This is a genomic window from Streptomyces sp. NPDC005963 (assembly GCF_040638655.1).
GTDB lineage: Bacteria > Actinomycetota > Actinomycetes > Streptomycetales > Streptomycetaceae > Streptomyces.
Genome location: NZ_JBEXVD010000013.1, coordinates 135323 through 148805, shown reverse-complemented (window position 1 = coordinate 148805; position 13483 = coordinate 135323). Strand labels below are relative to the sequence as shown.

The 13483-nt window shown below is 70.1% G+C and carries 11 protein-coding genes; all 11 read left to right on the top strand.

The annotated features are described in order from the left end of the window. Nucleotides 1-380 precede the first annotated feature (380 nt). From ABZ348_RS19425 to ABZ348_RS19375, 11 genes are read left to right on the top strand one after another with little or no spacing between them, the layout of a single operon-like run. Nucleotides 381-2624, top strand: coding sequence for a CoA transferase (locus ABZ348_RS19425; RefSeq protein ID WP_358934586.1), 2244 nt, complete (start codon nt 381-383; stop codon nt 2622-2624). A gap of 2 nt (nt 2625-2626) precedes the next feature. After that, complete coding sequence (locus ABZ348_RS19420; RefSeq protein ID WP_358934584.1) at nt 2627-3811, top strand: thiolase family protein; 1185 nt, start codon at nt 2627-2629, stop codon at nt 3809-3811. Then, nucleotides 3808-4290, top strand: a complete 483-nt coding sequence (locus ABZ348_RS19415) for an OB-fold domain-containing protein (RefSeq protein WP_358934582.1) — start codon at nt 3808-3810, stop codon at nt 4288-4290. Before ABZ348_RS19420 ends, ABZ348_RS19415 begins: the two co-directional genes overlap by 4 nt. Next, the gene (locus ABZ348_RS19410; RefSeq protein WP_358934580.1) at nt 4287-5102 is read left to right on the top strand and encodes an SDR family NAD(P)-dependent oxidoreductase; all 816 of its coding nucleotides are present in this window, start codon (nt 4287-4289) and stop codon (nt 5100-5102) included. The genes ABZ348_RS19415 and ABZ348_RS19410 overlap by 4 nt, the downstream gene beginning before the upstream one ends. A 46-nt stretch (nt 5103-5148) precedes the next feature. Next, nucleotides 5149-6624: an aldehyde dehydrogenase family protein gene (locus ABZ348_RS19405; RefSeq protein ID WP_358934578.1), complete on the top strand. Its 1476-nt coding sequence runs from the start codon at nt 5149-5151 to the stop codon at nt 6622-6624. Between the two features lie 13 nt (nt 6625-6637). Continuing rightward, nucleotides 6638-8248 carry an AMP-binding protein gene (locus ABZ348_RS19400; protein WP_358934576.1) on the top strand — a complete coding sequence of 537 codons (1611 nt, stop codon included), beginning with the start codon at nt 6638-6640 and terminating at the stop codon, nt 8246-8248. Nucleotides 8249-8285: 37 nt separating this feature from the next. Further along, nucleotides 8286-9107, top strand: a complete 822-nt coding sequence (locus ABZ348_RS19395) for an enoyl-CoA hydratase-related protein (protein WP_358934574.1) — start codon at nt 8286-8288, stop codon at nt 9105-9107. After that, a complete protein-coding gene (locus ABZ348_RS19390) occupies nt 9104-10249 on the top strand; it encodes an NAD(P)-dependent oxidoreductase (RefSeq protein WP_358934572.1) in 1146 nt (381 codons plus the stop codon). Before ABZ348_RS19395 ends, ABZ348_RS19390 begins: the two co-directional genes overlap by 4 nt. Next, nucleotides 10246-11568, top strand: a complete 1323-nt coding sequence (locus tag ABZ348_RS19385) for an acetyl-CoA hydrolase/transferase C-terminal domain-containing protein (protein ID WP_358934570.1) — start codon at nt 10246-10248, stop codon at nt 11566-11568. The genes ABZ348_RS19390 and ABZ348_RS19385 overlap by 4 nt, the downstream gene beginning before the upstream one ends. Nucleotides 11569-11586: 18 nt before the next feature. Then, nucleotides 11587-12348, top strand: coding sequence for an N-acyl homoserine lactonase family protein (locus ABZ348_RS19380; RefSeq protein ID WP_358934569.1), 762 nt, complete (start codon nt 11587-11589; stop codon nt 12346-12348). A gap of 13 nt (nt 12349-12361) precedes the next feature. Next, nucleotides 12362-13444: a Gfo/Idh/MocA family oxidoreductase gene (locus ABZ348_RS19375; RefSeq protein WP_358934567.1), complete on the top strand. Its 1083-nt coding sequence runs from the start codon at nt 12362-12364 to the stop codon at nt 13442-13444. Nucleotides 13445-13483: the final 39 nt, after the last annotated feature.

Genomic DNA, 13483 nt, shown 5'->3' with positions numbered 1-13483 from the left:
CCCGCTCAGCTCAGGGCCCGGCGGAGACGGACGCAGTTCTCGCCTTCGCGCCGTTCTCTCCTTCTCGCCGTTCTCTCCTCTCGCCGCTGCCTCGCCGCGAAGCGGAATCGTGCTGCCGTGGTGCTTCCCCGGCTCTCGGCCGCCCGGGAGAGCTGTGTCGTGGGCATGTTCGGTCCATCGCCGACAAGGGCCGCGCGGGCGGGCTCGTCGTCGTGGACGCTGTCGCCCTTCACCGGTCGGTCGTGTTCGTCACGCCTTGGACGTCTCGCCATCACTCATGGCATTCGCGGGCGTTTTCTCTAGACGAGTCCGCCTTTCGTGTCGTAACCTCACCGCAACGCGCACGCAATGTGCGCACTGCGCACATTAAGGTGTGGAACATGGCTGAGGCTCTAGGGAACGCCGGGCTCCTGAGACATGTCCTGGTCGTGGAGGTCGGAGCTCGCACCGCCGTCGCGGCGTGCGGGGGGCTCCTTGCACAACTCGGGGCGGAGGTCTTGCTCGTGGAACCGACACTCCCCCGGACGGACCACAAGTGGACGGACAGGGCGGTCACGGCAGCCGGCAAGCGGAGCGTGGTCATCGACCACGGGACGCCCGAGGGCAGGAAGACCTACGCGGAGCTGATGCACGCTGCCGACATCGTGCTGTTCTCCAGCGATTTCGACGGTGACGCCGATCGCACCGTCCGCCGCGCATCCGACGTGCACGGCAGTGTCGCGGGGGCTGGAAGGTCGAACCGGTGTCGTCCCGAACGGCCCGCGCGGCAGATCGCCTGCGACATCACAGCGTTCGGACACAGCGGGCCCCTCTCGGGAACAAGGGGCTCCCAGGCATTGGTGGAGGCCCTCGCCGGGGTCGCCGCGACCACCGGGCAGCGCAACGGGCTCCCCGTACTCCTCGGTGCTCCGCTGCTGGAGATGGAAGCGGCCGTCTACGCCGCATCGGCCGTCATCGCGGCACTACGTGCCCGGCGGCTGCACGGACTCGGGCAGCACGTCGACATCGCCCTGTACGACGTCGCGGTGAACGCACTCGCGGCGTTCCTCCCGCTGCCGTTCACGGGCCGCGTGGCCACGCGCAACGGCAATCGGCATCCCACGCTGTCCCCGTGGAACGCCTACCCCGCGGGGGACGGGTGGGTGGTGATCTGCGCGCCGACGAACGAACAGTGGGAGCGGTTGTGCACGGTGATGGGTCGTCCGGAACTGGTGGACGACGAGTTGTTCGCGACCACGACCCGACGGATGGAGAACGCCGATGCCATCGACGAGGTGGTCGGTGCCTGGACCGCACAGCGCTCGGTGCAGGAGTGTGTCGAGGCCCTCACCGAGGCGGTGGTCCCGAGCGGGCCAGTGGTTCCTGTGGAGGAACTGGCCGACGAGCCCAATCTGAGGCACCGCGCGATGGTGCGGACCGCTGTCGAGCCGGGCACCGGTAGGAGGGTGTTGCTCCCCGGCTGTCCGGTGCGATGGAGGGCGGACAGCACGACTCCGCGCATCCCGGCGCGCGATGCCGACCGGGAGCACATCATGGGCCTGCTGGCCCAGCGCACCGCCGTTGACCAGCAGCAACGTCCACACTCCGACCCACCGGCCCATGCACCCGAGCCGGATCGGCACACCGGCTCCAGGTCCCACGGCCGCCCTGGTATCGGACACTCACCGCCGGCGAAACCACTCGAAGGCATCCGGGTGGTCGAGATCGGGATGAACACGGTGGGTCCACTGGCGGGCAAGCAACTGGGCGCGCTCGGCGCCGACGTCATCAAGGTGGAACCGCCCCGGGGCGACTCCAACCGTCACAACGCCCCCTTGCGCCCGGACGGCCAGGCATATGTGTTCGCCCTGCTCAACACGGACAAGAGAGGGCTCGTGCTCGATCTGCGCGAAGAGCGCGACCGTGCGGCACTCTGGGATCTGCTGGCATCCGCGGACGCCCTCATCGAGAATCTGAAACCCGGCTCGCTGGAGCGGCTGGGCTTCGGGCCGGAGCAGGTGAAGGCCACCTTGCCGCACCTCGTCTACTGCTCGATCAACGGCTTCGGCCATCACACCGTATACCCGGGCCGCCCCGCGTTGGACACCGTGGTTCAGGCGATGTCAGGAGTGATGAGCACGACCGTCGTGGACGGGGTGCCCACCAAGGCGGGAATCTCCGTATCCGACCAGCTAGGCGGCCTGTTCGGACTGCTCGGGGTACTGGCGGCCGTCGAACACCGCGAGACGCACGGTGGTCCCGGAGCCACGCTGGACCTCGCCATGCAGGACGGCTCCGCATGGGCGACCCACCGCAACTGGAACGGTTCGCCCACCCCAGAGGCGGCGATCGTCGCCGATGTTTCCGGCCCGGTCCTCGACGAGAGTGGCCGCCGCACCCCGGTCGCCACGGTCGACGAGGTGCTCGCCCGGGAGCAGACCGCCGCCCGGGACCTGATCATCGATCGCCCGACGTCCGACGGTGGCCGCTGGACCGTGCTGGGCCCGCCGTTCCGGCTGGAGTCCACACCGGCCGAGGTCCGCAGCGTGATGCCTCGGCTCGGTTTCCCCGACCCCGGCCTCATCGACGAGTTCGGTGCTCGGGACCTCCCCGCCCAGGACGCACTCACGGCAAGGGAGCGCTGACCATGCCCGCAACCGATCGGCTCGCCGCACTGCGGGACGACATCGCCATCGTGGGCGTCGGTGAGAGTGACTATCCCGGTGACTACGCCCTGGCCCGGCGCGGGGAGCGCCGGTTCGACGCCTACGGGTACGCTGCGACCGCCTTCCGCAGAGCGCTCGACGACTGCGGACTGACCCGCGAGGACATCGACGGGCTCGTCGCCGGACCGGCCACCGCGAGCGAACGACTCGGCGAAGTGCTCGGCATGGACGTGCGTTGGGCCGACCAGGCGGACGCCGTGCAGGCCGTCCTCAAGGCGGCCCTCGCCATCCACACGGGTGTGGCCGAGTGCGTCGCCCTCGTCTACGGCAACGACCAGCGCACCGCCGGAACCGCCTACGGCGGACACAACGCGATGGGCGGGGACCGCCACCTCGCCTACACCTACTACGCCCCCTGGGGCCTGACCTCCCAAGGCGCGCTCTATGCCCTGCTCGCCAACCGCTACCAGGCCGTCACCGGTCTCACCGCGCGGGAACTCGGCCAGGTGGCCGTTGCACAACGCGCCTTCGCACGGCTCAACCCCAACGCCGTCATGCGCGGCCCGCTGGACATCGACGACTACCTGTCCGCCCGGTACATCTGCGAACCGTTGCGGTTGTTCGACTACTGCCTGATCAACGACGGCGGTGTGGCCCTGATCGTCACGACCGCCGAGCGGGCACGTCGACTTCGCCGCCCCGCGGTGCTGCTGAGCGGCATCGGTCGCGCCGACCACAACCGGGACGCCACGAGCCTGCGGCCACGACTGGTCGACTTCTACCGTCCGGCACAGCACAAGGCCGCCGAGCAGGTGTACGCGATGGCGGGAGCGGGCCCGTCCGACGTGGACGTCCTCCAGGTCTACGACAGCTTTAGCGTGCACGTGCCCCTCGCCCTGGAGGGATTCGGCTTCTGCGCCGAGGGGGACGCAGGGCGGCTGCTCGCCGACGGCGGTCTGGGCCCCGGCGGTCGGCTGCCGGTGAACACCGCCGGCGGGCACCTCTCGGGCAGCTATATGCAGGGCTGGGGCCACCAGGCAGAGTGCGTCCGCCAACTGCGCCAAGAGGCCGGTGAGCGGCAGATTCCGCAGGCCAGGACCGCTCAGTACATCTCCGATGTCGCCGGCAAGGTGACCTCGCTGGTCTACCGGAGGGCGGACGCATGACCGCAACACCACGGCCGAAGCCGGCATCGGGGCTCTACGACGCTCCGTACTGGAGGTACGCGGCAGCGGGCGAGCTGCGCCTCCAGCGCTGTGGCGAATGCGCGGGATTCAGATATCCACCGGGGCCCGTGTGCCCGGATTGTCTGGCGGAGGAGAGCTCCTGGGAACAGCTGTCCGGCACGGGCACGCTGTTGGCCTGGACGGTGTTCCACCGGCAGTACTTCCCGTGGATTCGGGCCCCCTATCTGGTGGGCGCGGTCCGCACTACGGAGGGGCCGATCCTCATCGGCAACCTCGTCGGCACCACCGCGGCCGATCTGATCCACGACATGCCCCTGCGGGCGGTCTTCGAGACCGTCGACGACGACCTGCCCGTCACGGCGGGCACCGACGAACCCAACGACCCTCCCGGCGGAGCCTGGCGCCTGTGCCAGTGGACTCCGCGGGACACCCATCCGCATCACGAGGAGCGAGCATGAACGCAGTCAGCGCACCGGAGTCGGCCACCCGTGAGGACGTGTCGCGCGGACGTGACTTCGCCGTCCGCGACCGGGTCGTCATCATCACCGGCGGCGGACAGGGCATAGGCCGCGAGTACGCACGGGAGTTCGCCGCGGCGGGCGCGGTCACGGTGATCGCCGAGATCAACGGTGACTCCGCCCGCACGGTCGCCGCCGAGATCACCCGTGCGGGCGGTACGGCCCTCGCGGTGGAGACCGACGTCTCCGACCCCGAATCCGTGGAGGCGCTCGTCGAGTCGGTCGTCCGGGAGTTCGGACGCGTCGACGTGCTCATCAACAACGCGGCCATCTTCTCCAGTCTCGCGATGCGCCCGTTCGACGAGATCCCCCTCGACGAGTGGGACGCGGTCCTCGGTGTCAATGTCACCGGCGCGTTCCTCTGCACCCGTGCCGTCGCCCCACACATGCGGGCGGCGGGCTGGGGGCGGATCGTGAACATCGTCTCCGGTGCGGTGCCCCTGGGCGTCAAGAACTATCTGCACTACGTGACGTCGAAGGCAGCGCTCACCGGTATGACCAACTCACTCGCCCGCGAGTTGGGCGGGCACGGCATCACGGTCAACGCCGTACAGCCCGGGGGGACGTTCACGGAGGTGCCCCGCGAGACGGTCACCGCGGAGGGCAAGGCACGGCTCATCGCCTCCCAGTGCATCCAGCGCGAAGAGGTGCCGATGGACCTCGTCGGTCTGGTGCTCTTCCTGAGCACACCGGCAGCCGCCTTCATCACCGGGCAGACCATCGCCTGCGACGGCGGCCTCACCCACACCTGACCAGCCCGGAGCACCCCCCGAACACCCCGATCCCGGAGGATCTCCCATGACGTCCCAACCCCGACCCGCCCACCACGACCTCTGGCTCGGCGGCACCGACCGTCCCGCCGCGTCCGGTGAGGTCTTCGAACGGTTCAGTCCCTTCGACGGCACCCTTGCCGGCGTCTTCGCCGACGCCGACGAGACGGACGCCGCCCACGCCGTGGCACTGGCCCGAGACGCGTTCGACCACGGGCCCTGGCCCACCGCTCCCGCCCGCGTCCGCTTCCAGGTGCTGAGCGCAACGGCCAGGCTGCTGACCGAGCACGCCGCCACCGTGGCCGAGCGCATGGTCCTGGAGTCCGGCAAGCCCGTCACCCTCGCGCTCGGCGAAGTGGCCGCCGCCGCGCGGTGCCTGGACTACTACGCGGGACTCGCCCTGTCCGCGGAGGGCTCGGCGGTCAGTGACCGCAACCCGGACGCGCTCGGGCTCGTCCTGCGCGAACCGGTCGGAGTCGCCGCCCTCATCACGGCCTGGAACTTCCCACTGCTCGGCATCGTGTGCAAGCTGGCCCCCGCACTGGCCGCCGGCTGCACCCTCATCGCCAAGCCGTCGCACCTCTGCCCCGGTCCTGCGCTCCTCCTCGCCCGCTTCCTCACCGAGGCGGGACTGCCCGACGGCGTCTTCAACGTCCTCACCTCACAACGGGAGCGCGGGGCGGTCGTGGGCCGCCATCTCTCCGCATCGCCGGAGATCGACAAGATCGCCTTCACCGGATCGACCGCCAGCGGCCGTGACGTGATGCGCTCCGCCGCCATCAACACCAAGCGGGTCGCCCTGGAACTGGGGGGCAAGTCGGCGAACATCGTCTTCCCCGATGCGCCCTTGGCTGACGCGGCACTGACCGCACTGACCGCCTTCACGTTCAACAGTGGGCAGCAGTGCTCGGCCGGCAGCCGACTGCTGCTCCACCGCGACATCCACGACGAGTTCCTCGCGGAGCTCACCCGACACGCCCGCGCCCAGGTGCTCGGTGATCCGCGGGACCCGGCCACCACCATGGGCCCGCTGGTGAGCGAGCAGCAGCGTGAGCGCGTACTCGGCTACATCGACCTCGGACGCTCCGAGGCGAATCTCGTCACCGGCGGTGGCGCCCCCGCCGACCCGGCCCTCAAGCAGGGGCACTTCGTGGAGCCGACCGTGTTCGACCGGGTCGACAACTCCTCCCGCCTCGCCCAGGAGGAGGTCTTCGGACCGGTCCTCGCGGTGATCCCCTTCGAGACCGAGGAGGAAGCCGTCGCGCTCGCCAACGACAGCGCATACGGGCTCGCCGGAGGCGTCTGGACGAACTCCTTGGACACGGCGATCCGGGTCGCGAAGGGCATCCGCACCGGCAAGGTCTTCGTCAACAGCTACAACACGGCGGGCATCGACGACATGCCGCACGGCGGCTACAAGGACAGCGGCACGGGCCGTGAGTTCGGACAGATCGGTCTGGAGGAGTTCCAGGAGCTCAAGACCGTCCAGATCCTGCTGCGATGAGGAGGGTACGCAGATGAACATCGCACACTGGCTCGCCGCCACGGCCCGACGCACCCCCGGATCCCCGGCCCTGCTCATCGGCGACCGGGTGGATTCCGACTACGCGGCCTTCGCCGAATCCGCCGCGTCCGTGGGCGCCTGGCTCGCCTCCGAGCACGGTGTGGCCCCCGGGGACCGGGTGGCGCTCCACCTCACCAACTCGGCCCGCTATCTGGAGTGTCTGTACGGCATCTGGTGGTGCGGAGGGGTGGCCGTGCCGGTGAACTGCAAGCTCACCACGCAGGAGACCGCGGCCGTCGTCGAGGACGCCGGCGCCATGGTCGTCTTCACCGACGCCCGAACCGCGGGCGCAGCACCGGGGACGGATACCGCCGCGGGCCGCGCCACCTTCGTACCGGTGGCCGACGCCCCTTGGCGCGGTGTACGGGGACCCCGCGAGCCTGCGGAGCGCGGTCCGGACGACCTCGCCTGGCTGTTCTACACCTCGGGCACCACCGGCCGCCCCAAGGGCGTCATGCTCACGCACGGCAACCTGGTCGTGATGGCCCTGTGCCAGCTCACCGACGTCGATCCGGTCGGACCGGGCGAGTCGGTGCTCTACGCGGCACCGCTGTCCCACGGCGCCGGCCTGTCCGGACTGGTCCACGTTCGCGCGGGCTCCCGGCATGTCTTCCCGACCAGCGGACGGTTCGACGCGGACGAGGTACTGACCCTGGCCGAGAGCGTGGGGCAGATGTCCCTGTTCGCCGCGCCCACCATGGTCCGGCGGTTGGTCACGGCCGCCCGTCGACGGGGCTCGGACGGCAAGGGGATCAAGACCGTGATCTACGGCGGGGGGCCCATGTACCGGGCCGACATCGAGGAGGCGATCGCGGTCCTCGGGCAGCGCTTCGTCCAGATCTACGGCCAGGGCGAATCACCCATGACGATTACGACCCTGTCCAGGGCGGACCATCGGAACACCGAACACCCCCGGCACGCACAGCGCCTGGCCGGGGTGGGAACCGCGCACAGCGCCGTCCGCGTACGGGTCTGCGACCGCGAGGGCAGGCCGCTGCCGGCAGGCCGCACCGGTGAGATCGAGGTCATGGGCGCAACGGTGATGGCTGGTTACTGGCGCGATCCCGAGGCGACTGCGGCGGCGCTGCACAACGGCTGGCTCCGTACCGGTGACCTCGGGGTGTTCGACGAGGACGGCTTCCTCACCCTGGCCGGCCGCTCCAAGGAGCTCATCGTCTCCGGTGGCACCAACATCCATCCCCGTGAGGTCGAGGAAGCGCTGGTCACGCATCCCGGCGTCGCCGAGGTCGCCGTGGTCGGGGTCCCCGATGCCGAGTGGGGCGAACTCGTCGTCGCCTTCGTCGTACCGGCCGACGCGCGCAGTGCCGATGCTCGCGGTGGCATCCCGAACAGCACCAACCCGAACGCTGCCGACCCCAACACTTCCGGCCCGAACAGTACCGATCCGAACGGCGCCGACGCCGCGGCCCTGGACGCACACTGCCGCGGTCTCATTGCCCGGTTCAAGCGGCCCCGGCGCTACCACTTCGTCTCCGAACTGCCCAAGAACGCCTACGGCAAGGTCGACAAGAACGCACTGGACACGACCCCCGTCGCCCCGTGACACCCACCGACACCCACACCGACAGCCGGGAGAGGCCATGCCCCAGGAGCCGCACGACGACCAGCTCGAAGTCGTCTACGAGGACATCACCTACGAGGAGAAGGACCATGTCGCGACGATCACCTTCAACCGCCCGGCGAAGCTGAACGCCTTCCGCGGTCACACCTACGCCGAAGTGGCGGACGCCCTCCAACGTGCCGGCTGGAACCGCGACATCGGCGTCATCGTGCTCACCGGCGCCGGGGACCGCGCCTTCGCCGTCGGCGGCGACTCCTCTGAGAAGAAGGCCGACAGGGTCAGCCGGGGTCGGGGCGTCCTCGGCATCCCGGTGGAAGAGGTGCAGAGCGCCATCAGGGACGTGCCCAAACCGGTCATCGCCAAGGTGCGCGGCTATGCAATCGGCAGCGGCAATGTGCTCGTCACCCTGTGCGACCTCGCCATCGCCGCCGAGAACGCCGTGTTCGGACAGGCCGGCCCGAAGATGGGCTCGGTCGACCCGGGCTTCGGCACCGCGCTGCTGGCCAGGACCATCGGGGAGAAGAAGGCCCGCGAGATGTGGTTCACGTGCCGCAAGTACCCGGCCGCGGAGGCGTTGCGGATGGGGCTGGTCAACCAGGTCGTCCCCGATGACGAACTCGACGACGAGGTCGACCGTTGGTGCCGCGAGATCAATGCGCTCAGCCCCACGGCCCTCGCCATCGCCAAACGCTCCTTCAACGCCGACAGCGAGAACATCAGGGGCATCGGTCACCTCGGATTCCAGGCACTCGCCCTGTACTTCGGTACGGACGAGTCCAAGGAGGGCGGCGAGGCACTGCGCGCCAAGCGCACTCCCGACTTCCGCGGGGCGATGGGATGAGCGGCCCGACACCGCCCCGCAGGGGAGACCCCACCGAAGCCCCGCCCCGTCCCGGGAACCCGCGGCGCACCGAACACCCCACCGTGGACCCCCTGCGCATCGCCTTCCTGGACGACGACCACGTCCTGACCCTCGTACGGGGACTGCTCACCGCCCGGACCACATCCGAATGGCAGGCCGTGGCCGACTTCTTCACACCGGACCTGCCCGACCTCGCCACCGTACGGGCGTTGCGTGCCGAGCTCGGCGCGCACGGCGGCGCGTCGGTCACCGTGCGCCCCGAGGACGCCACCGTTCTCGTGCTGCGCAGGGGGACTGCGGACCGCGCACTCCTCGAAGCCGCTCCTTCGCTGCGGCTGGTGCAGCGGCTGGGCGCACGCTCCACCGCGATCGACCTCGAAGCCGCCCGCGCACTCGGGATCGAGGTGTCCTGTCTGCCCAGGCCGAGCCTGGTGCGCACGGCCGAGCACGCCCTGCTGCTCATGCTCGCCCTGGTCAAACGGCTCCCCGCCGCAGACCGCGCCGTACGGGCGGGTAGTGATCGGCCGGGACAGGAGGTCACCTACAACTGGGCCGGACTGACCGGGCTCGGGGGCTTGGCGGGGCGCACCCTCGGCATCGTCGGCCTCGGCGAGGTCGGCTCGCTGGTCGCCGAACGGGCCCGCGCCTTCGGGATGCACCTGCTCTACACGGGGCGCACCCGGCAGTCCCGGGCCCGTGAGCAGGAGCTCGGTGTCAGCTACCGTCCGTTGCCCGAACTCCTCGCCGCAGCCGATGTCGTCTCCCTGCACGTGCCCGGGCCCGGTGGCGGCGCACCGGTGCTGGGGCCGGCCGAGATCGCCGCCATGCGTCCGGGCGCGCTGCTCGTCAACACCGGTCGTGGCCGGCTCGTCGACGAACGCGCCCTGTACGAGGCGTTGGTGGAGGGGCGGCTCGGCGGGGCGGGCCTGGACGTCCACGGAGTGGAGCCGCGCCCACGCACGGATCCGCTGTGCGCGCTCGACAGTGTGGTGCTCACCCCGCACATCGCGGGTGGATCACGGGTCGGAGTGTTGGACGAGGTGGTGCAGATCTTCGAGAACGTGCGTGCCGTACTCGCCGGTGGTGTGCCCGTGCACGGTCGGGTGGTGGACACGCCATGACGTCGGTGGACCGTACCCCTGGCGCGGTGCGGGTGGACCCCGCCCGTATCACGGCACTCGACGACATCGACTTCACCACGATCATCAGCCCCGGTGACACCGTGCTCTGGACGCAGGGGGCCGGCGAGCCGCTGCCGCTGATCGAGCGGCTGCTGGCACAGCGCCATGCCATCGGTGGATTCAACGTCGTCTTCGGCGGTGCCGGATTCACCGACGTGGTGCGACCCGAACACGCTGATGTGATCTCGTTCAGCGGACTGGGCGCGGTCGGTTGTCAACGGGCGCTGTGTCGGGCCGGGGCCCTGGACATCCTTCCCGTCCATCTCTCCGAACTGTCCCGGCTCATCAGCTCGCGTGCGCTACGGATCGATGTTGTACTCGCCCAGGTCAGCGAAGGTCCGCAGGGTCAGCTGAGCCTCTCGACGGCCGGGGGCTGCGCGGCTGCGGCCCTCTCCGTGGCACGTACGGTGATCGCCGAGGTCAATGAGCAGGCGCCGTGGACCTTCTCCCGGTACCCCTTCGACACGGGATGCATCGACCTCGCGGTCCGTACCTCCCGGCCGCTGGTGGAGGTGCCCGGTCGTCCCCCGTCCGCGGTGGATGCGGCGATCGCGGCTCATGTGGCGGGGCTGGTCCGGGACGGCGCCACGCTCCAACTCGGGATCGGCGCGGTGCCGGGGGCCGTTGCCGGGCTGCTCACCGGGCATCGGGACCTGGGCCTGCACAGCGGGGTGATCGGCGATGCGCTGGTCGATCTCATCGAGTCAGGGGCGGTCACCAACGCGGCCAAGACGGTGGACCGCGGGGTGAGTGTGACCGGGGGTCTGCTCGGCACCAGACGGCTCTTCGACTTCGCACACCGCAATGAGGGGGTGCGGGTGGAGCCGGTCGGTCACACCCATGCGCCGGACGTCCTGCGCCGCTTGCCCCGCTTGACCGCAGTGAACTCGGCGTTGGAGGTGGATCTCACCGGCCAGGTCTCCGCCGAGGTCGCCGGATCGGCCTACGTGGGCACGATCGGCGGTCAGGTGGACTTCGTACGGGGCGCCCTCGCTTCCCCGGGCGGTCGCTCGATCATCGCCCTCCCCTCGCGCACCACGTCGGCGAGGACCAGGGTCGTTCCGCGGCTCTCCGCCGGGATCGTGACGACCGGGCGGGCGGACGCGGACGCGGTCGTCACCGAGTACGGCGTCGCGGAACTCCGTGGCATCCCCATCAGCGAACGGGTTCGGCGCATGATCCAGATCGCCCACCCCGACGATCGCGAGGCACTGCAACGGCAGGCGCACGACCAGGTCGCCGGGCTGAGGAAGGGATGAGGAAGGGATGAGGGAGAGATGAAGCTGTACGTCCTCGACGGAGGGACCATCGAGATCCTGGACTGGTCGCTGTTCCAACCGGATGCGGGCAAGGGCGTTCGGCGCACCCTCGCCGACTCCTGCTATCTCGTCGTCCACCCGCGCGGCACGTTGGTGTGGGACACCGGACTGTCCGATGCCCTGGCCGAGGAACCCGACGGCCATCGGGTCGGGGACATCGCGGTGTTCCGGGTGGACGATTCGTTGGAGCGCCAACTCAGCCGGGCGGGGTGCCCTGCCGACACCGTCGACTTCCTCGCCCTGTCACACTTCCACCCGGACCACGTCGGCAACACGGCGCTGTTCCCCGGGGCCACCTTGTTCGTCCAACGGGACGAGTACGCAGCCGCTTTCGGAACCTCGCCCGGCGACCATGGATTCGATCCGGGAAACTACGCCCACCTGCGCGAACAGCCGGTGCACACACTGGACGGCGACCACGATGTGTTCGGCGACGGATCGGTCGTGATCCTGCGTCTGCCCGGACACACTCCCGGCAGCCAGTCATTGCTGGTACGGCTACCGGACACCGGGCCCGTGCTCATCTCGGGCGACCTCGTCCACAGCCTGGAGAACTGGGCGCGGCGGGTGGTCCCCGCACTCAACGCGGATGCCGACGAGTCCCTCCGCAGCATGGACCGCGCGGCGGACGTGCTCGCGGAGGAGGGCGCCGTTCTCTGGGTGCAGCACGACCACGCACAGCAGTCGGCCCTGCGCCGCCTTCCACACCACTACACCTGAACCGGAGATCCTCATGAAGACGAACACCCTGGGCGTCGCCGTGGTCGGCGCCGGCGCCGACCACTGGAGCAGCGCCGCTCATCTGCCTGCGATCGCCGCACTGGACGAACTGCGCCTGAACGGCCTGGTGACGTCCTCGCCGGAGTCCGCTGTTGCCGCGGCCGAGCGGTGGGGCACGGTCGCCACGCACGAGCTCGATCGGGTCCTCGCCGACGAGACGGTGGACATCGTGGCGGTCACCGTCCGCGTGCCGCGTCATGCGGAGATCGTCAAGGCGGCGATCGCGGCGGGCAAGCACGTCTACTGCGAATGGCCGCTCGCCACCGGTTCGAAGCAGGCCCGCGACCTGGCGGAGCTCTCGGCCGCCCACCCCGACAAGGTCCACGTCACCGGTCTCCAGGGGCGCTACTCGCCGCATCTGCGGACGGCAGCCGCGCTGCTGACCTCGGGGCGGATCGGCAGGCCGCTGTCGGCGAATCTGCGTCTGCACCTGCCGCACGGTCTGCTGCCGCGGCCCGCGCACCGGGCGCATCTGCGTCACCGCTCGGTCGGCGCCAATGTGCTGACCATCCAGGCCGGGCACGCGCTCGACATGCTGGGGGTCGTCCTGGGCCGACCGCAGGTGGACAGTGCGCGCTTGTGGTCGGCGGTGCCCGAGTTCCTCGTGGACACGGGGGAACGACTGCCCCGGGACGCGCCGGACACCCTCGTCACGGTGCTCGACCACGCGGGCGTCATCACCGTCGCCCATGTCTCCCAGACCGGCCCGCGCGAGACCTTCGCACTGGAGGTCCTCGGTACGGAGGGGTCCCTGACCCTCACGGGAACGAGTCAGCCGCAGTTCGGCGGGTTGACCCTCACCGTCACCCCGCTCGGCGGGGCTCCGAGCGAGGAGATCGCGCCGGACGTCGATCTGGCGCATCCGTCGCCGCTCCCCGCCTCCCACGCCGGTCACAACGTGGCCTCCGCGTACGCCGCACTGGCCGCCGCAGTGCGCGACGGACACCGCGACCCGCTGCTGCCTGACTTCCGGGCCGCCGTCGACCTGCATGACCTGCTCGATGAGATCGAACAGGCAGCTGTGGGGAAGCGTTGACACCCCCTGCGTTAGTACTGATACTGAGGCACTTTTACG

Coding starts and splice junctions, on each gene's coding strand:
- ABZ348_RS19425 (WP_358934586.1), top strand. CDS start 381: ATGGCTGAGGCTCTAGGGAACGCCGGGCTCCTGAGACATGTCCTGGTC.
- ABZ348_RS19420 (WP_358934584.1), top strand. CDS start 2,627: ATGCCCGCAACCGATCGGCTCGCCGCACTGCGGGACGACATCGCCATC.
- ABZ348_RS19415 (WP_358934582.1), top strand. CDS start 3,808: ATGACCGCAACACCACGGCCGAAGCCGGCATCGGGGCTCTACGACGCT.
- ABZ348_RS19410 (WP_358934580.1), top strand. CDS start 4,287: ATGAACGCAGTCAGCGCACCGGAGTCGGCCACCCGTGAGGACGTGTCG.
- ABZ348_RS19405 (WP_358934578.1), top strand. CDS start 5,149: ATGACGTCCCAACCCCGACCCGCCCACCACGACCTCTGGCTCGGCGGC.
- ABZ348_RS19400 (WP_358934576.1), top strand. CDS start 6,638: ATGAACATCGCACACTGGCTCGCCGCCACGGCCCGACGCACCCCCGGA.
- ABZ348_RS19395 (WP_358934574.1), top strand. CDS start 8,286: ATGCCCCAGGAGCCGCACGACGACCAGCTCGAAGTCGTCTACGAGGAC.
- ABZ348_RS19390 (WP_358934572.1), top strand. CDS start 9,104: ATGAGCGGCCCGACACCGCCCCGCAGGGGAGACCCCACCGAAGCCCCG.
- ABZ348_RS19385 (WP_358934570.1), top strand. CDS start 10,246: ATGACGTCGGTGGACCGTACCCCTGGCGCGGTGCGGGTGGACCCCGCC.
- ABZ348_RS19380 (WP_358934569.1), top strand. CDS start 11,587: ATGAAGCTGTACGTCCTCGACGGAGGGACCATCGAGATCCTGGACTGG.
- ABZ348_RS19375 (WP_358934567.1), top strand. CDS start 12,362: ATGAAGACGAACACCCTGGGCGTCGCCGTGGTCGGCGCCGGCGCCGAC.